This window comes from Mycobacterium sp. NPDC003449 (assembly GCF_053588415.1).
On the sequence record NZ_JBSFPX010000019.1, the window covers coordinates 40939 to 58694 of the forward strand.

18 protein-coding genes are annotated in these 17756 nt (G+C 70.2%); 7 read left to right on the forward strand and 11 right to left on the reverse strand.

All coding sequences use genetic code 11. The features are described from left to right. Positions 1-11: 11 nt before the first annotated feature. A complete protein-coding gene (locus ACWDTP_RS08235; RefSeq protein WP_450018400.1) occupies positions 12-395 on the reverse strand; it encodes a PPOX class F420-dependent oxidoreductase in 384 nt (127 codons plus the stop codon). Between the two features lie 321 nt (positions 396-716). Between ACWDTP_RS08235 and cobG the strand changes: the two genes are divergently transcribed. The 5 genes from cobG to ACWDTP_RS08260 all read left to right on the forward strand — a co-directional run bounded on the left by cobG (position 717) and on the right by ACWDTP_RS08260 (position 5803). Further along, entirely contained in the window at positions 717-1832 is a 1116-nt protein-coding gene (cobG, locus tag ACWDTP_RS08240; protein ID WP_450018402.1) for a precorrin-3B synthase, read from the forward strand. Positions 1833-1854: 22 nt separating this feature from the next. Continuing rightward, positions 1855-2481, forward strand: a complete 627-nt coding sequence (locus ACWDTP_RS08245; RefSeq protein WP_450018404.1) for a precorrin-8X methylmutase — start codon at positions 1855-1857, stop codon at positions 2479-2481. A gap of 28 nt (positions 2482-2509) precedes the next feature. After that, the gene (locus ACWDTP_RS08250; RefSeq protein WP_450018406.1) at positions 2510-4006 is read left to right on the forward strand and encodes a precorrin-2 C(20)-methyltransferase; all 1497 of its coding nucleotides are present in this window, start codon (positions 2510-2512) and stop codon (positions 4004-4006) included. Positions 4007-4118: 112 nt separating this feature from the next. After that, the gene (locus ACWDTP_RS08255) at positions 4119-4730 is read left to right on the forward strand and encodes a TetR/AcrR family transcriptional regulator (protein WP_450018434.1); all 612 of its coding nucleotides are present in this window, start codon (positions 4119-4121) and stop codon (positions 4728-4730) included. Next, positions 4727-5803 (forward strand): phosphotransferase family protein, encoded by a 1077-nt coding sequence (locus ACWDTP_RS08260; RefSeq protein ID WP_450018408.1) that lies wholly within the window; start codon positions 4727-4729, stop codon positions 5801-5803. Before ACWDTP_RS08255 ends, ACWDTP_RS08260 begins: the two co-directional genes overlap by 4 nt. Positions 5804-5807: 4 nt before the next feature. On the opposite strand, the gene cbiE is transcribed toward ACWDTP_RS08260, so the two are convergent. Together cbiE and ACWDTP_RS08270 are read right to left on the reverse strand one after the other, a co-directional pair. Next, on the reverse strand, positions 5808-6986 hold the full coding sequence (gene cbiE / locus ACWDTP_RS08265) for a precorrin-6y C5,15-methyltransferase (decarboxylating) subunit CbiE (protein WP_450018436.1): 1179 nt from the start codon (positions 6984-6986) through the stop codon (positions 5808-5810). Positions 6987-7020: 34 nt separating this feature from the next. Beyond that, on the reverse strand, positions 7021-7779 hold the full coding sequence (locus ACWDTP_RS08270) for an SDR family NAD(P)-dependent oxidoreductase (protein WP_450018410.1): 759 nt from the start codon (positions 7777-7779) through the stop codon (positions 7021-7023). Positions 7780-7814: 35 nt separating this feature from the next. Between ACWDTP_RS08270 and ACWDTP_RS08275 the strand changes: the two genes are divergently transcribed. Further along, positions 7815-8222 (forward strand): F420-dependent biliverdin reductase, encoded by a 408-nt coding sequence (locus tag ACWDTP_RS08275; protein WP_450018412.1) that lies wholly within the window; start codon positions 7815-7817, stop codon positions 8220-8222. 194 nt (positions 8223-8416) lie between these two features. On the opposite strand, the gene ACWDTP_RS08280 is transcribed toward ACWDTP_RS08275, so the two are convergent. After that, a complete protein-coding gene (locus ACWDTP_RS08280; RefSeq protein ID WP_450018414.1) occupies positions 8417-9538 on the reverse strand; it encodes a M24 family metallopeptidase in 1122 nt (373 codons plus the stop codon). 10 nt (positions 9539-9548) lie between these two features. Next, a complete protein-coding gene (locus ACWDTP_RS08285; protein WP_450018415.1) occupies positions 9549-9944 on the reverse strand; it encodes a VOC family protein in 396 nt (131 codons plus the stop codon). Between the two features lie 22 nt (positions 9945-9966). Between ACWDTP_RS08285 and ACWDTP_RS08290 the strand changes: the two genes are divergently transcribed. Then, on the forward strand, positions 9967-10926 hold the full coding sequence (locus ACWDTP_RS08290) for a 5'-3' exonuclease (RefSeq protein WP_450018417.1): 960 nt from the start codon (positions 9967-9969) through the stop codon (positions 10924-10926). Between the two features lie 3 nt (positions 10927-10929). On the opposite strand, the gene ACWDTP_RS08295 is transcribed toward ACWDTP_RS08290, so the two are convergent. The 6 genes from ACWDTP_RS08295 to ACWDTP_RS08320 form a co-directional block, all read right to left on the reverse strand. Beyond that, positions 10930-11760, reverse strand: a complete 831-nt coding sequence (locus tag ACWDTP_RS08295; RefSeq protein ID WP_450018419.1) for a DUF4333 domain-containing protein — start codon at positions 11758-11760, stop codon at positions 10930-10932. A 41-nt stretch (positions 11761-11801) separates the two neighbouring features. Next, positions 11802-14537, reverse strand: coding sequence for a DEAD/DEAH box helicase (locus tag ACWDTP_RS08300; RefSeq protein WP_450018421.1), 2736 nt, complete (start codon positions 14535-14537; stop codon positions 11802-11804). Further along, entirely contained in the window at positions 14527-15480 is a 954-nt protein-coding gene (gene tatC / locus ACWDTP_RS08305) for a twin-arginine translocase subunit TatC (RefSeq protein ID WP_450018422.1), read from the reverse strand. Before tatC ends, ACWDTP_RS08300 begins: the two co-directional genes overlap by 11 nt. A 68-nt stretch (positions 15481-15548) precedes the next feature. Further along, a complete protein-coding gene (gene tatA, locus ACWDTP_RS08310) occupies positions 15549-15800 on the reverse strand; it encodes a Sec-independent protein translocase subunit TatA (protein ID WP_450018424.1) in 252 nt (83 codons plus the stop codon). 30 nt (positions 15801-15830) lie between these two features. Next, positions 15831-16796 (reverse strand): helix-turn-helix transcriptional regulator, encoded by a 966-nt coding sequence (locus tag ACWDTP_RS08315; RefSeq protein ID WP_450018426.1) that lies wholly within the window; start codon positions 16794-16796, stop codon positions 15831-15833. Between the two features lies 1 nt (position 16797). Next, on the reverse strand, positions 16798-17756 hold a 959-nt coding region (locus ACWDTP_RS08320), incomplete at its 5' end, for a helix-turn-helix transcriptional regulator (protein ID WP_450018428.1).

A 17756-nucleotide genomic window follows, 5' to 3' on the forward strand; every position in this document is an offset into this window, starting at 1 on the left:
GGTTCCTGCCGTCAGGGCGCGGCGCGAAGTTCCAGGCCGATGTTGTGGTCCATGCCGCCGCGTAACTTGCTGAAGAAGTTGAAGGTTTTGCCGATGGCCCCGTACCGCTTGCCGATCGCATCGTAGACATCGGCCGTGCGGGCCGGGTCGAGGATGACCGCATGCGCCTCGACGGCCGCACTCTTGGGGTTTCCCCGCACATCGCACACCGCGACGGTGACCCGCGCAGTGTTACGGATCCGCTTGACCTTCCACGCCTGCGCCCGGCTGATCACCAGCAGACGCTCCCCCTCGGGGGCGACCCAGACCGCCGTCGGTTTGGGCCGCCCGTCCTTGGTGAAGGTGGTCAACAGGATGTATTCAGCCTTGGCGACATCGGCGAAGGTGAGTGCCATGGCAGACAAACTAGCCTTCCCCGGCGGCCTCGCTCAGGGCTGGATCTCGCCGAAGCGGTCGTGCCAGGACTGCCGGTAGGGCCGGCCCGCGGTCGCGACGAGCAGTCCGACGATCACGACGAAGGCGCCGAATGCGAGCATGATCGCTCCTTTCCACAGAGTCTGCACAAGTAGCCAGTACCGACGGTTCCGGCTACTGGCGGCAAATCTACGGCAGCGGCCGGCCCGGATCATCGATCTGTAAGTGACAGAACAGCTTTCCGGCATTGTGACCGCCGTCACATCCATGAGGTCGACGTGTTCTTAGAATGAACAACGGATATGACCCGAACCCGCGAACACGATGCCTGCCCCGGCGCACTCAGCGTGCACCGGGCCGCCGACGGCGCCCTGGCCAGGATCCGACTCGCGGGCGGGATGATCACCGCCGCGCAACTCGCGGCACTGGCCGGGGCCGCGAGCCGGTTCGGCTCCCCCGCCATGGAACTCACCTCACGCGGCAATATCCAGATCCGGGCGATCACCGATGCCGATGCGGTCGCCGCCGCGCTCACCGGGGCGGGACTGCTACCGTCGCGCAGCCATGAGCGGGCCCGCAACATCGTGGCCTCACCGCTGTCCGGACGCTCCGGCGGCCTGACCGATATCCGGGGCCTGGTTGGCGAACTCGATTCGGCCATCCAGGCCGATCCGGTCCTGGCCGACCTGCCGGGGCGGTTCTGGTTCGGCCTCGACGACGGCCGCGGCGACATTTCCGGGCTGAGCGCCGACGCCGGCGCACACCTGCTCGATCCGCACACGGCCGAAGTGCTGCTCGGCGGGCGCGACACCGGGGTCCGGGTGCCGGCCGCCGAGGTGGTCGAGACCCTGATCCTGATCGCCCACCGCTTCGTCGAGACTCGCGAAAAGGCGTGGCGCATCGCCGAACTCGACGACACTGCGCCGTTGCTGGCCGGATACCGCGCCACCGCCAAGGCGGGTCGGCGCTGGCCGGCCGCGGTGACACCCCCGGTCGGCTGGATCGAACAGCGCGACGGCCGGATCGCGTTGGGTGCCGGGCTGCCGCTGGGTGTGCTTGGCGCCCGCGAGGCAGAATTCCTGGCCGCCGTCGAGGCGCCGCTGGCCGTCACCCCGTGGCGCTCGGTGTTGGTGTTCGACCTGGACGAGGCCACCGCCGACGTGGCACTGCGGGTGCTGGCGCCGATGGGGCTGGTGTTCGACGAGACCTCGCCGTGGCTGGCGGTCAGCGCCTGCACGGGCAGCCCGGGATGTGCCAAATCGCTGGCCGATGTCCGCACCGACGCCGCGCAGGCCGTGGATGCGCCGTCGTCGGGGCACCGGCACTTCGTCGGCTGTGAGCGGGCCTGCGGCAGCCCGCCGGTCGGTGAGGTCCTGGTCGCCACCCCGCAGGGCTACGTCTCGCGTCGTCCCGCGTGACCCCTGCCCGTAGGGTTAGCGCGTGCTCGACTACATCCGCGATGCCGGCGAGATCTACCGGCAGTCGTTCGCGACGATCCGTGCCGAGGCGGAGCTGACCCGCTTCCCCACCGACGTGTCGCAGGTGGTGGTCCGGCTGATCCATACCTGCGGACAGGTCGACGTCGCCGACCATGTCGCCTACACCGACGATGTCGTCACCAGGGCCCACGCCGCGCTCGCCGCTGGTGCCCCCGTGCTGTGCGATTCCTCGATGGTGGCGGCCGGTATCACCAGGTCGCGGCTCCCCGCCGGCAACGAGGTGGTGTCGCTGGTGGCCGACGCCCGGGCGCCGGAACTGGCCGCCCGGCTGGGCAGCACCCGCTCCGCGGCCGCCGTGGATCTGTGGGCCGAGCGGCTCGCCGGCGCCGTCGTGGCGATCGGCAACGCGCCGACGGCCCTGTTCCGGTTGCTGGAGCTGGTCGACGAGGGCGCACCGACCCCGGCGGCGGTGCTCGGCGGCCCGGTCGGCTTCGTCGGGTCCGCACAGTCCAAGCAGGAGTTGATCGCCCGCCCGCGCGGAATGTCCTATCTGGTCGTCACCGGCAGGCGCGGGGGCAGCGCGATGGCCGCCGCCGCCGTCAACGCGATCGCGAGCGAGCGCGAGTGAGGCTTGCCGAACGAGCGGAAGGCAGACCGTGACGACAAAAGGAACCCTGTACGGCGTCGGACTCGGCCCCGGTGACCCCGAGCTGGTCACGGTCAAGGCCGCCCGGCTGATCGGCGCGGCCGATGTGGTGGCCTATCACAGCGCCCGGCACGGTCACAGCATCGCCAGGGGTATCGCCGAGCCCTATCTGCGGCCGGGCCAGCTCGAGGAGCATCTGGTCTACCCGGTCACCACCGAGACCACCGACCACCCCGGCGGCTACGCGGGCGCGATGGAGGACTTCTACACCGCGGCCGCCGAGCGGATCGCCGCCCACCTCGACGCGGGCCGCGATGTGGCGCTGCTGGCCGAGGGCGATCCGCTGTTCTACAGCTCGTATATGCACATGCACACCCGGCTCACCGAGCGGTTCGACGCGGTCATCGTGCCCGGCATCACCTCGGTCAGCGCGGCGTCGGCCGCCACCGGCACCCCGCTGGTGCAGGGCGATGAGGTGCTGACCATCCTGCCCGGGACGCTGCCCGCCGACGAGCTCACCCGTCGCCTGGCCGATACCGATGCCGCCGTGGTGCTCAAGCTGGGCCGGTCCTATCCGCGGGTACGCGCCGCCCTGACCGGATCGGGCCGGCTGGATCGGGCCTACTACGTCGAGCGGGCCAGCACGCCGGCCGAACGGGTGGTGCCTGCCGGTGAGATCGGCGATGCGAAGGTGCCGTACTTCTCCCTGACGATGGTCCCGGGCGGCGAGCGGCGCACCGCGGCCGGCGGCAGTGTGGTGGTCGTCGGGCTCGGCCCCGGCGACCACGACTGGATGACCCCGCAGAGCCGGCGCGAGCTGGCCGCCGCCACCGATCTGATCGGCTACGGGCCCTATCTGGACCGGGCCGGTGTCCGCGCCGGGCAGCGCCACCACCCCAGTGACAACACCGACGAACCCGAGCGCGCGCGGCTGGCCTGCACGCTTGCCCAGCAAGGCCGGGTGGTGGCGGTCGTGTCGTCGGGAGACCCCGGCGTGTTCGCGATGGCGACCGCGGTGCTCGAGGAGGCCAAACAGTGGCCGGGTGTCGAGGTGCGGGTGGTCCCGGCGATGACCGCCGCGCAGGCCGTGGCCAGCCGCGCCGGTGCACCGCTCGGCCACGACTACGCGGTGATCTCGTTGTCGGACCGGCTCAAGCCGTGGGAGGTGATCGCCGAGCGGCTCGGCTCGGCGGCCAAGGCCGATCTGGTGCTGGCGATCTACAACCCGGCGTCGAAAACCCGGACCTGGCAGGTCGGGGCGATGCGTGAGCTGCTGCTGGAGTACCGCGACCCGAGCACCCCGGTGATCATCGGGCGCAGCGTCTCGGGTGCCTCGCCCGGTCCGGATGAGACTGTCACGGTGGTGCGGCTGGCCGATCTGGATCCCGCCGACGTGGACATGCGCTGCCTGCTCATCGTCGGCTCGTCGCAGACCCAGTGGTACAGCGCCTCGTTCGACGACCGGACCGAGGACCGCGTGTTCACACCGCGCCGCTACCCGAATTGACCGCACCGGGCTGACTGCCGTCGATATTTGTTGACGACTGTCAGAATCCCGGTTAGTGTCCGGCGTCACACCACTTCGGAATGGGAGACGCGTGGCACAACACGGAGCAGCGGTGCGGTCGGCGGTCGACCGGCGCCAGCCGCAGCGCAGCGATCAGCGCCGCGACGCGATCCTGGAGGCGCTCAATCAGCATCTGCGGCACACCGGATTCGACGCGCTGAGCATCGCCGAGGTGGCCCGCCAGGCCGGGGTCGGCCGGTCGGCCTTCTACTTCTATTTCGAGAACAAGGCCGCCGCCGTCGCGGCTCTGCTCGAACCGATGCACGATGCGCTCCTGGCGGCGAACAATGTGCTGGCCGACACCACCAAACCACCCCGCACCCGCATCCACGACACGCTCGACGCGGTGTTGCACACGGCCGAGGACCACCGGTATCTGTTCCAGGCCATGCTCGAAGCCCGCGGCGTCAGCGGCGCGGTCCGGGACATGTGGGACGAGGCCCGCGAGTCGTTCGTACCCACCGTCGCGGCGGTGATCACCGCCGAACGGGCCGACGGCCGTGCGCCCGAGGGTGTCGACGCGCGGGTGCTGGCCGGCCTGCTGATGGAGTTCAACGACCGGCTGTTGGAGCGGTTGATCACCGGCGGCCCGCTGACCCGCCGACAACTGCTGGAGGGCGCGGAGGCGATGTGGATGGGCACGATCTACGGAGTCACCACGTGACCGCCGCGGTGGCGATCCCCGGCAAGCCCGACGAGGTGACCGCACAATGGCTGTCCACGGTGCTCGGCGCCGACATCCGGTCGGCCACCACCACACCGATCGGCACCGGCCAGACCGGCGCCACCTACCGGGTGACGGTCCGCTACGCCGACGGAGCCGACGAGACATCGGTGCTGCCGGCCACTTTCGCGATCAAACTGCCGTCGCAGGATGACACCGTGCGCGACCGGGTGGCGATCGGTTACCGGTCCGAGCACGCGTTCTACACCAACGTCGCCCCCCACGTGCGGATCCCCGTCCCGCACTGTCATCACTGCGAAATCGGCTCGGAAGGAGCCGATTTCGTGCTGTTGCTGTCCGATATGGCCCCCGCGGAGCAGGGCGATCAGATCGCCGGCTGCACCCCAGAGGAGGCCGCGCTCGCGGTGCGGGCCCTGGCCGATCTGCACGGCCCGACCTGGTGCGATCCGCGGTGGGCGAACTTCCCCGGTATCGCCATGCCCAAGCCCGAGCCCGATTCGGCGCGGGGGTTCGGTGACGTCGCCAAGATGGCCGCCGACATCACCCTGGACCGGCTCGGCGAGCGGATGAGCCAGGATGACCGCGAGACCCTCAGCGCGGCAATGTCAGTGGTGACGCCGTGGCTGCTGGCCGAACCGGACCGGTTCGCGATCCTGCATGGTGACTACCGGCTGGACAATATGCTGTTCGCTCCTGACCGCAGCAGGATCACCGTGGTGGACTGGCAGACCCTCGGCTCGGGCCTCGCGGCCCGCGACCTGTCGTATTTCACCGCGACAAGCCTGGTTCCCGAGGCCAGGGCGGACGCCGAGGCCGCCCTCGTCGACGAGTACCACGGCAGGCTGCTGGGCCACGGTGTCACCGGCTACGACCGCGAAAGCTGTTGGCAGGACTACCGGCTGGGCATGCTGCAGGCCCCGCTGATCACCGTGCTGGGGTGTGCGTTCGCGACGTCCACCGAACGCGGTGACGACATGATGGTGGCGATGGCCGAACGCGGATGTCGGGCCATCCGCGAACTCGGCACCCTCGATCTGATCGGCGCGCTCTGACCAGCTACCGCTTGATCACCGACCACTGGGTGACCGGCAGCGCCGGACGCCAGCCGGTGAATCCGCCGAGCGCGCCGCCCTCATAGTGCTGAAACCGGCGCAGCTCACCGCCCTCCCGCGAATACCACTGCGCCACCAGAGATTCCGATTCGACGGTGACGGCGTTGACCACCAACCGCCCGGCCACCGGCAGCCGTTCGAAGCAGGCCTGCAGCAGGCCGGGCTGGGTCACTCCCCCGCCGAGGAAGATCGCCGACGGCGGGGCCGCGTCGCCGAACGCACCGGGCGCGCCGCCGCGCACCTCGACCCTGGCTCCGAACGCCACCGCGTTGCGGGTGATCCGGTTGCGCCGGGCCTCGTCCCGTTCGAAGGCGACCGCCCGGCAACCGCTGCCGCTGCGGCACCACTCGACGGCGACGCTGCCCGACCCCGCCCCGACGTCCCACAACAGTTCTCCGGGCCGGGGCGCCAGTGCGGCCATGGTGACCGCGCGCATCGCCTGTTTGGTGATCTGCCCGTCGTTCTCGAACATCGTGTCGGGCAGCGTGGCCAGCTGCCGGTCGTCGGGCAGGTAGCGCACCGCCATCACATTGAGCGGATCCACCCCGCCCGGCGGCCGCCCGGCCCACTCCCTGGCCGTGGCCGAGCGGCGCAGTTCCCGTGGCCCACCGAGTTGTTCGAGCACCGTCAGCTCCGAGTCGCCGCGGCCGGATTCGGTCAGCAGCCGGGCCAGGACCGCGGGGGTCGCGGCGTCGCGGGAGAGCACCACGGCCCGCCCGCCGCGGCGCACCGCGGTATGGGGTTCTGCGGTGACCAGGCTGATGATCTCGGTGTCCTGGACCGGCCATCCGACCCGCGCGCAGGCCAGCGTCACCGATGACACATGGGGCAGCACGGTCACCGCATCCGCGCCGTACATCCGCACCAGCACACCGCCGACGCCGTGCAGCATGGGATCGCCGCTGGCGATCACGTGTACGTCGCCGTGGGCGCCGTCGAGCAGCGTACGCACCGCGGGCAGCATCGGCGACGGCCAGGCCCGGCGATCCGACGTCACGGTGGCGTCGAGCATGTCGAGTTGGCGCCGCGACCCGTAGACCACGCCGGCCCTGGCCAGCTCGGTGCGTGCGGCCACCGACAACCCGGTCATCCCGTCGGCACCGATACCGACCACGACGATCACGCTCATTCAGACCTTCTCTCTTCGCGCAAGCGGCTCATCGGGGCAACCTACGCCAGATCGCCTGCGGCACAAACCGTGTCGCGAAGATCATCGGGCGGATCACCCACGGCACCCACACCGCGGCCTTACCGCGAGCCAGCGCCTGCGCGGTGGCCTCGGCCACCTGCGCCGGCGTGCTGGAGAACGGCGCGGGATCCATGCCCTCGGTCATCCGGCCGATCACGAAACCCGGCCGCACGATCAGCACCCGCACGCCGGTGCCGTGCAGCGCATCCGACAAGCCGGACGCGAAACCGTCCAGGCCGGCCTTCGCCGAGCCGTACACGTAATTGGCCCGCCGCGCCCTGGCACCGGCGATGGACGAGAACACCACGAGACGACCGCTGCCCGCGGCCCGCATCCGGCGCGCGAGTTCGGTCAGCAGCCCCACCTGGGCGACGAAGTCGGTGTGCACGACGGCCACCGCATGCGCCGGATCGGTTTCGGCGCGGGCCTGGTCGCCGAGGACCCCGAAGGCCAGCACCGCGGTGTCGATGGGCCCGTGCCCGGATTCGATGCTGTCGATCAGTCGCGGGTGGCCAGCGACGTCGTCGGCGTCGAACTCGACGGTGTGCACCGATGCCGCACCCGCGGCCCGCACCGCGGCGACCTGGTCGGCGAGCCGGTCGGCCCGGCGCGCGGCCAGCACCACGGTGGCCCCGGGGGCGAGCCGGACCGCCAGTTCGGTGCCGATTTCGCTTCGACCGCCGAAAATCGCCACGACACGACGGTCCGTGTCAACCGTGTCTTTCACAGCTGCGATTATTACCTGCGCTAGCGTGGACCCCGATGGCCAAGGCAACCACGCGGCTCACCAACGACGCACTGGCGTTCCTCACCGAACGCCATCTGGCGATGTTGACGACGCTGCGCGCGGACAACTCCCCCCATGTCGTGGCGGTCGGTTTCACCTTCGACCCCAAGACTCACATCGCCCGGGTCATCACCACAGGCGGATCGCAGAAGGCCGTCAACGCCCATGATCGCGGCGTCGCGGTGCTCAGCCAGGTCGACGGCGCCCGCTGGCTGTCGCTGGAGGGCAAGTCTTCGGTCAGCACCGACGCCGACGCGGTCCGGGATGCCGAACTGCGTTACGCGCAGCGCTACCGGACGCCGAGGGTCAACCCGCGGCGCGTGGTGATCGAGGTCCGCATCGAGCGTGTGCTCGGCTCATCCGAGCTGCTCGACCGCGGTTAGGTCTGGACCAGCGCAAAGATGTTGTTCGGCCGCCACTCTAAGCCGAAGATTGCAGCCACAAGCCACATGCTGACCACAATCCCCGACATAAGCCCCATGAAGCCCACATAGCGGCATCCCGGCAAGATCGTCTTCTGGCTGCCCGACTTGCCAGCCACGACCTAACCGGCTCGGGCCGGAACCCGCATCGCGGGTTAATCCACCGGCACCACGAACAGGTCGTGCGGCCGGCCGTTGACCGACTCGGCACCGTCCTCGGTGACGATCACGATGTCCTCGATGCGCGCCCCCCAATGGCCGGGGAAGTACACACCGGGCTCCACGCTGAACGCCATCCCCGGTTCCAGCCGAAGATCGTTGCCCGCGACGATGTAGGGCTCCTCATGCACCGACAATCCGATGCCGTGTCCGGTGCGGTGCACGAAAGCCTCGGCCAGTCCCTCGGCGGCCAGCACATCGCGTGCCGCGGCATCCACCTGGGCGGCCGAGATTCCGGGCCGGACCGCGGCGACCGCGGCCTGCTGGGCCCGCTGCAGCACGGCGTAGCGGCGGGCGATGTCGGGATCGGGGTCGCCGATGCTGTAGGTGCGGGTGGAGTCGGAGTTGTAGCCGGGCTCGTAGGGCCCGCCGATGTCGACGACGACGATGTCGCCGGCCCGCAGCTCGCGGTCCGAGGATTCGTGGTGCGGGTCGGCGCCGTGCGGACCCGAGCCGACGATCACGAATGCCGCGTCCGAATGCCCCTCGGCGACAATCGCTTCGGTGATGTCGGCGGCCACATCGGCCTCGGTGCGACCGGGCACCAGGAACTCGGGCACCCTGGCGTGCACCCGGTCGATCGCGGCACCGGCCTTGCGCAGCGCGTCGATCTCGGCGGCGTCCTTGAGCATCCGCAGCCGCCGCAACACGTCGGTGGCCAGCACCGGCACCGCCCCGAGCAGTTCGGTGAGCGGCAGCAGGTGCAGCGCGGGCATCGAATCGGTGACGGCCACGTTCCGGCCGCCGAGCGCCTCGACCACCATCCGGTACGGGTCTTCGCCGTCGACCCAATCGGCCACCGCGACACCGAGTTCGGTCACCGCCGAATCCTTGAGCGCGGCCAGCTCCAGCCGTGGCACCACCATGGTCGGATCCCCCTCGGCGGGCAGCACCAGGGCGGTGAGCCGTTCGAAGGTCTGCGCCCGCGAGCCGACCAGGTAGCGCAGGTCGTAGCCGGGTGTGATCACCAATCCGGCCAGCCCCGCCTCGGCCGTTGCCGAGGCGGCGGCGGACAGGCGGTGGGCGTACACATCGGTGTTGAATCGGCTCAGGGTCATGGCTTCGAGGCTAATCGGGCGGCAGATAACTGGCGACCTCGACCAGGTTGCCGTCGGGGTCGCGGACATAGTGCGATGTCATCGGGCCGAGCGCCCCGGTCTTCGGTACCGGCCCCTCGGTGATCTCGACGCCGCTGGCCCGCAGGTGGGCAGCGACGGCCTCCGGTGCGACGTCTGCAATGAAGCACAGATCCAATGAGCCCGGCGCGTCGACCGTCCCGGTGGGCCAGTTGGCCGCACCGGTCGGGCGGACGTTGATCTTCTGGTCCCCGAAGCGCAGGGCGATCCGGCCCGCACCGAACTCCTCTGTGCGCATCCCCAACACCCGGACGTAGAAGTCGACGGTGGCGTCGATGTCGCGGCAGTTGAGCACGACATGGTCAATACGGTTGACGGTGAAGGCCATACCTCACGCTACTGTCCCTTGAATGAATCCTCCGATTCTCCTGCTCGACGGCGCCAGCATGTGGTTTCGGTCCTTCTTCGGCGTCCCGTCCTCGATCAAGGCACCCGACGGAAGGCAGGTCAACGCGGTCCGCGGCTTCCTCGACGCCATCGCGACCCTGGTCACCCGGGAGCGGCCGCGCCGCCTGGTGGTGTGCCGCGACGACGACTGGCGCCCGCAGTGGCGCGTCGACCTCATCCCGTCGTACAAGGCCCACCGGGTGGCCGAGCCGGAGCCAGCCGGGACGCCCGACATCGAAGAGGTGCCCGACGAGCTGACCCCGCAGGTCGACATGATCATGGAACTGCTGGAGGCGTTCGGCATCGCCACCGCGGGTGCCGCGGGATTCGAGGCCGATGACGTGCTTGGCACGCTGGCCACCCGGGAGGCGCACGATCCCGTCGTCGTGGTCAGCGGGGACCGCGATCTGTTGCAGCTGGTCCGCGACGAGCCCGCCCCACCGGTGCGGGTGCTCTACATCGGGCGCGGGCTCGCCAAGGCGGTCAAATTCGGCCCCGCAGAGGTGGCCGAGCAGTACGGCGTCCCGATCGACCGGGCCGGGCCCGCCTACGCCGAGCTCGCGCTGCTGCGCGGTGACCCGTCGGACGGGCTGCCGGGGGTCGCGGGCGTCGGCGAGAAGACCGCCGCGGGCCTGTTGGCCCGGTACGGCTCGCTGCCGGCGATCCTGGCCGCCGCCGACGACCCGAAATCGACCATGTCCAAAGCACATCGGGCCAAGCTGGTGGTCGCAGCCGATTACATCGCCGCGGCCGAGCCGGTGGTGCGGGTGGCCACCGACGCACCGGTGGCGCTGTCGACGCCGTCGGATGCGTTGCCACTGGCCGCCCGCGACCCCGCCCTGGTCGCCGAACTGGCCGCGGCCTACGGGGTCACATCGTCGATCGGCCGGCTACAGACGGCACTCGATCAGCTGCCCGGCTGAGCGCTACTTGGGCCTGCCCACCTCATAGGTGCCGTCGTTGTTCTGGAACGTGACGGTCACCTTGCGCTTGGTGCCGTCGACGGTGACCTCACAGTCGAAGGTGTCACCCTGTTTGACCGTGGGATTCTCGCCGCCGTTGCATTTGACACCGGTGACGTTCTTGGCGCCGTATCCGTTGGTCTCGTCGGTCAGGATCTGCTGGACCCCGGTCTGGGCCTTCTCGACGTCGAGTTTGGTCGTCATCGCCCAACCGGGCAGCCAGAACGCCGTGATCGCGAGCACGGCCAGGACCAGAACGACCAGTCCGCCGATGATGCCGAGCAGCGCCCCGGTCGACTTCTTGGCGCCATCGGGAGCGCCCGGCTGCGGGTACTGCCCGAACTGCCCCGGCTGACCGAACTGGCCAGGTTGCCCCGGCTGACCGAACTGACCGGGCTGCCCCGGCTGCGGGTACTGGCCCGGCTGACCGTATGGCGGTTGCTGTCCGTACTGCGGCGGCTGCCCGTAACCGGCCGGTGGTGCGCCGAACTGGCCGGGCTGCCCCGGCTGCGGGTACTGACCGGGCTGGCCGTAGGGCTGCTGCCCGAACTGTTCGGTCGACGGATACTGCGGCTGCTGCGGCTGCGCGTATCCGGGCTGCGCCGGATGCTGATAGGGCGAGTAAGGCTGCTGGGTATAGGCCGGTGGTTGCCACGCCGGCTGGTGCGTGGTCGCGTCCTCGGAGCTTCCGGCGGGCGGTTGCCACGCCTCGGCGCCGGACGGCTGATCGGTGCCGGGCTCGGGTTGCTGACCGGGCCACGGCTGCGCCGGATCAGATCCCTGCGGTCCGCTCATGATTCTCCTTGATCCGTTTTCGCTATCACCGTTGCCACACACTACCGCGCATCAACAGCGACGACGCCCCGCCGAACGTCGTTTATGGCGCGTTTCGCGGCGCTGCGCAACGCGGGTGTGGGGGCCGCGTTACGCACCTGGTCGAGCAGATCGAGCACCTGCCGACACCACCGTACGAAGTCCCCCGCCGACAGCGGTGAACCGGACCCGGTGACATCGGATGCCTCCAGCGCGGCGGCCAGGTCGCCGGTGGTGGCCCACCGGTAGACGGCCGCGACGAAACCCTCGTCGGGTTCGCGTCCCGGCGCGATCCGGTGCCGCTGCTCATCGGCGCGCAGCGCCGCCGACGCGCGGCGGGTCTGGGCCAGCGCCCGGCGCAGACCCGCGGTCGGCACATCGGTGCCCGGCGCCAGCCCCGGGGTGTCTCCGCGCGATTCGTACAGTACGGCCGACAGCACCGCCGCCAATTCGGCCGGCTGCAGACCGTCCCACACGCCCTCACGCAGACATTCGGCCACCAGCAGATCGCTTTCGCTGTAGATCCGGGCCAGCAGCCGACCGTCGTCGGTGACCTGGGGGCGGCCGGCCTCGGCCGCGATGAAGCCGCGCTCGCTCAGCAACGCCACGATCCGGTCGAACGTGCGAGCCAGCGAGTTCGTCGCGGCCGCGACCTTCTGCTGGATCTGGGCGTTGTCCCGCTCGATCCGCAGGTACCGCTCGGCGACCCGGGCCAGCGCGTCCCGGTTCGGCAGCTGATGGGCGGGGTGGCGGCGCAGCTGGTCGCGCAGCCCGGCCAGCTCCGGGTCCACGTCACGGGCCGGGGCGTCACCGCCGCGCCGGGCCCGGCCCGAGGGCAGCGGCAACCCGGCCGCCGCCGAACGCAGCGCCGAGGCCAGGTCGCGGCGCACCCGCGGCTGGCGGTGCTCGACCCGTTTGGGCAGGGTCATCGTGCCCAGCGGTGCCGACGCCCCGGAATAGTCGGCCGACGAGATGCGCCCGGCCCACCGGTGTTCGGTGAGCACCAGGGGTCGCGGATCCTCGTCGTCACGGGCCGCCTCCAGCACCACCGCGAGTCCGCCCCGGCGGCCCTGCGTGATGGTGATGATGTCGCCGCGACGCAGACCGGCCAGCGCATCGGTGGCGGCCTTGCGGCGCTGCAGCCGCGACGCCCTGGACTGGGCCCGCTCCCGCTCGCCGATCGTGGCCCGCAGCCGCACGTATTCCAGGACCGCGGAGTCCGGTCCGCCCAGCTCGGCCGCCAGCTCATCGAGCATGCGCTCACCGCGGGCGACCCCGCGCACCAAACCCACCACCGAGCGGTCCGCCTGGTACTGCGCGAACGACCGCTCCAGCAGTTTGTGGGCCAGCTCCGGACCCATCTGCTGCACCAGATTGATCGTCATGTTGTAGGACGGTGCGAACGAGCTGCGCAGCGGGAAGGTCCGGGTGGAGGCAAGACCGGCCACCTCGGCCGGTTCGGCGGTGGCGTCGTCGGGGCGCCACAGCACCACCGCGTGCCCCTCCACGTCGATACCGCGGCGGCCGGCCCGCCCGGTCAGCTGGGTGTACTCCCCCGGCGTCAACGGCAGGTGCTGTTCCCCGTTGAACTTCACCAGGCGTTCCAGCACCACCGTGCGGGCGGGCATGTTGATTCCCAAAGCCAATGTCTCGGTGGCGAATACCGCCTTCACCAGCCCGGTGGTGAACAGTTCCTCCACGGTGTGCCGGAAGACCGGCAGCATCCCGGCGTGATGGGCGGCCAGGCCGCGCAGCAGCCCCTCGCGCCATTCGTGATAGCCGAGCACGACCAGATCCGATTCTGCGAGGTCGGCGCAGCGCCGGTCCACCACGGCCGCGATGCGGGTCCGCTCCTCCTCGGTGGTCAACCGCAACGGTGAGCGCAGGCACTGTTTGACCGCGGCGTCGCAGCCGGCCCTGGAGAACACGAAGGTGATCGCCGGCAGCAGACCCGCGGAGTCCAGCGTGCCGATCACGTCGGGCCTGCCGGGTGGACGGTACAGCTGCGGCCGGCCCCCGCCCCGGCCGCGGCCCCGCGGCTGCCAGTCCGCCAGCCGGTCGGCCTCGCGGCGATGGCTGATGTGGCGCAACAGATCCGGGTCGACGAGCGCACCGTCGGTGCCCTCGAACAGGTCGAACAACCGCTTGCCGACCAGCATGTGCTGCCAGAGCGGGACCGGCCGGTGCTCGTCGACGACCACGGTGGTGTCGCCGCGGACGGTCTGGATCCAGCCGCCGAACTCCTCGGCGTTGCTCACCGTCGCCGACAGGCTGACCAGCAGCACATCCTCGGGCAGGTGCAGGATCACCTCCTCCCACACCGCACCGCGCATCCGGTCGGCCAGGAAATGCACCTCGTCCATCACGACGTACGACAAGCCTTGCAGCGCAGATGAACTCGCGTACAGCATGTTGCGAAGGACTTCGGTGGTCATCACCACCACGTCGGCGTCCCCGTTGATCGACTGGTCCCCGGTGAGCAGCCCGATCCTGTCCGCACCGTAACGGGCCACCAGATCGCCGTGCTTCTGGTTGCTCAGCGCCTTGATCGGCGTGGTGTAGAAGCATTTGCCGCCGGACGCCAGCGCCAGGTGCACCGCGAACTCACCGACGACGGTCTTGCCCGCTCCGGTGGGTGCGCACACCAGGACACCGTGGCCGTTCTCCAGGGCGCGGCACGCCCGCAGCTGGAAATCGTCGAGCTCGAACGGCAGCTGGGCGGCGAACACACCGAGTTCGGGGCCCGGCTCAGGTGGCATCGTCGTCGATCGTCAGCCGGGTGGGTGTGGGCACCGCGCCGGGTGCCTCGATGGGTTCGGCGGTCCCGATCTCGGCGGCCTCGTCGTCGGACAGGGCACTGGCCTCGCGCCGGGCCTTGCGCCGGTCGTTGAACCGTGCGGCCTGGATCGCGAACTCCAGCAGCACCGTCAGCGCGCACGCCAGCGCCAGCATCGAGAACGGATCGGACCCAGGGGTGGCGAAGGCCGCGAACACGAACATCCCGAAGATCAGCCCGCGCCGCCACGCCTTGAGCCGCTCATAGCTGAGCACGCCGACCAGGTTAAGCATGATGATCAGCAGCGGGAATTCGAAACTGATACCGAACACCAGCAGCAGGTTGATCAGGAACCCGAAATATTTGTCACCCGACAACGCCGTGACCTGGACGTCGCTGCCGACGGTCAGCAGGAAGCCGAGGGCTTTGGCCAGCACCACATAGGCCAGGATCGCGCCGGTGACGAACAGCGCCGCCCCGAAGCCGACGAACAGCATCGCGAAGCGGCGTTCCTTGCGGTACAGGCCGGGGGTGATGAACGCCCACAGCTGATACAGCCACACCGGGCAGGCCAGCACCACCCCGACCGCCAACGCCACCTTCAGCCGCAGCATGAACTGGTCGAACGGTGCGGTGGCGAGCAGGCGGCATTCACCGTCGGCGGAGATGCTGGCCCTCGCCGACTGCGGCAGCGCACAGTAGGGACCGCGCAGCCATTCTCCGAGGCTGTGGAAGCCGAGGAAGCCGTGGGTGTACCAGACGAATCCGAGGATGGTGGTCAGCAGCACGGCGCCGACCGCGATCAGCAGCCGGTTGCGCAGCTCGTGGAGGTGGTCGACCAACGACATGGTGCCGTCGGGATTGACCCGCGAACGGCGACGACGGGGATCGAACTTCTTGAAGATACCGGGGGTCTGCACGGGCATGATCTAGAAGCCTTCGCCGGACGCAACCAACCTCGCGGCCGTCCGGCCGCGAACAGGGTGGGGGTGCGTCAGGCGGTGTGGCGGTCCGTGGACTGCTGTTCGGGTGCCGGCGCCTCGACGCGCTCGGAGGCGATCGGCTTGGCCGGTGGCGCCGGAGCGTCCTCCGTCTTCGACTCGGACTGCATCTCCTTGATCTCGGATTTGAAGATCCGCATCGACTTGCCGAGGGACCGGGCCGCGTCCGGCAGCTTCTTGGCGCCGAAGAGCAGCACGAACACCGCGATGACAATGACCCAGTGCCAGGGTTGTAGACCGCCCAATTTGGTTACCTCCAGACGTCGTCGCCGAGTCTACCCGCGTACCCCGTCGGCGTCGTAGGCGCGCAGCGCTGCGGCGGCCGATTCCCGAACGCGGCCGGCCAGCGATTCGGGTGCCAGCACCTGCACCGCCGAACCGAATCCGAGCACGAACCGGGCCATCCAGTCCTCCGAGGCATAGGTCATCACCGCCTCGCAGGACCCGTCGGGCAGTTCGGACACCACGCGCAGCGGGTAATAGTCGAACATCCACGCCGCGCTCGGCTCGATCAGCAGCTTCGCCGTCGGCAGCGCCGGATCGGCCGTATCGGCCGAGAACAACGAGGTGTCCGGGCCGGCCAGGACGGCCGGTGGCGGTGGCGTCGCGGGATCGTCGAGCAGCTGCGCGTCGACGATCCGGTCGAACCGGAACAGCCGCACCGCCTCGGCCGTGCGGCACCATGCCTCCAGATAGCTGTTGTCGCCGATCAGCACCACCCGGATCGGGTCGACGGTGCGGCGGCTCAACGAATCACGCGACGCCGAGTAGTACTCCAAGGTCACCGCCCGGCCGTCACGCACGGCCGCGCGTACCGCCGCGGCGGCGTCGCTCTCGGGTGGAGGCGCGCCCTCCAGTGCGGCGATCCGGCTGCCCGCGGCGGATTCGATCTTGGCGATCGCGCTGCGCGCGGCCTCCGGATCGACCATGCCGGGCACGTCGACCAGGGCCCGCAGCGCCACCAGGATGCCGGTCGCCTCGGTCGAGGTGAGCCGCAACGGGCGGTCGACGCCCGCGGTGAACGTCACCTCGACGGTGTCGCCGACGAAGTCGAAGTCGATGAGGTCGCCGGGGCTGTAACCGGGCAGGCCGCACATCCACAACTGGTCGAGGTCGGCATCGAGCTGCTTCTCGGTCACCCCGAGCGCGGCCGCCGCCGCCGAACGGGTGACCTTCGGATTGGCCTGGAAATACGGGACCATATTGAGCATCCGGACCAGCCGGTTCGATACCTGGCTCATCTCAGCGATCCGCTCCCGCGTGCGCCCGCAGCCGCGCCACCACATCGTCGCGCAGCGACTGCGGTTCGAGCGCGACGGCATCCCCGCCGTAGCCGGCGATCTCGCGGGCCAACCGGTCCAGCATTCCGATGTCGACGGTGATCTCCTCACCGGCCCGACCGCCCAGGGTGCGCGGCGCGGTGGCGGTGGCCTGGCGGCGCAGGGCGGTGGCCCGCCCGCCGGCAATCCACACCCGGGCCTGTTCCCCGGTCGGCACGTCGGCGACGACGCGGCCGACGATCTCACGCAGGTTGACCCCCTCGGGCGCGTGCACCGCCCCGGCCGGGCCGACCGGCCTGACCGCGGCGTCGATGCGGGACAGCCGGAAGGTGCGGGTGTCGTCGCGGTCCAGGTCGTGGCCGACCAGATACCACCGGCCGCGGTGCGTGACGACACCCCACGGTTCGACGTTTCGGGTGGTGTACCCGGCGTTGCGGGAGGGCCGGTGTTCGAACTGGACCGCGTGCCCGGAATCGATGGCCGACAACAGTATTCGCAGAACCTCCTCGGAGCCGCGCAGGCCAGGAAGGGTCGCCGTGGAGGCGATCGCCACACCCGCGCCGTCGGCGTCGACGTCCACCCCGGCGGCCCGCAGCTTGAGCAGCGCGCCCTGGGTCGCTGTCACGAGTTCCGGGGATTGCCACAGTTGGGTGGCCACCGCCACCGCCGCGGTCTCGTCGGCGGTCAGGGCCACCGGCGGCAACGCATAGGAGTCCCGGTTGATCCGGTAGCCCTCGGTGGGATCGAATTTGGACACCCGGCCGGTCTCCAGCGGGATTCCGAGGTCGCGCAGCTCGTTCTTGTCACGCTCGAACATCCGGGAGAACGCCTCGTCGCTGGGGCTGTCGGCGTACCCGGCGACACTGGTTCGGATCTTGTCCGCCGGCAGGAAGGAACGGGTGGACAGCAGCGCGATGACGA

Bases quoted from the DNA above. Each gene is read 5' to 3' on its own strand.
- ACWDTP_RS08295 (WP_450018419.1), bottom strand. From the start codon at position 11,760: ATGAGCGGACCGCAGGGATCTGATCCGGCGCAGCCGTGGCCCGGTCAG.
- tatC (WP_450018422.1), bottom strand. From the start codon at position 15,480: ATGCCCGTGCAGACCCCCGGTATCTTCAAGAAGTTCGATCCCCGTCGT.
- ACWDTP_RS08235 (WP_450018400.1), bottom strand. From the start codon at position 395: ATGGCACTCACCTTCGCCGATGTCGCCAAGGCTGAATACATCCTGTTG.
- ACWDTP_RS08285 (WP_450018415.1), bottom strand. From the start codon at position 9,944: ATGGCCTTCACCGTCAACCGTATTGACCATGTCGTGCTCAACTGCCGC.
- ACWDTP_RS08300 (WP_450018421.1), bottom strand. From the start codon at position 14,537: ATGCCACCTGAGCCGGGCCCCGAACTCGGTGTGTTCGCCGCCCAGCTG.
- ACWDTP_RS08280 (WP_450018414.1), bottom strand. From the start codon at position 9,538: ATGACCCTGAGCCGATTCAACACCGATGTGTACGCCCACCGCCTGTCC.
- ACWDTP_RS08290 (WP_450018417.1), top strand. From the start codon at position 9,967: ATGAATCCTCCGATTCTCCTGCTCGACGGCGCCAGCATGTGGTTTCGG.
- ACWDTP_RS08275 (WP_450018412.1), top strand. From the start codon at position 7,815: ATGGCCAAGGCAACCACGCGGCTCACCAACGACGCACTGGCGTTCCTC.
- ACWDTP_RS08315 (WP_450018426.1), bottom strand. From the start codon at position 16,796: ATGAGCCAGGTATCGAACCGGCTGGTCCGGATGCTCAATATGGTCCCG.
- cobG (WP_450018402.1), top strand. From the start codon at position 717: ATGACCCGAACCCGCGAACACGATGCCTGCCCCGGCGCACTCAGCGTG.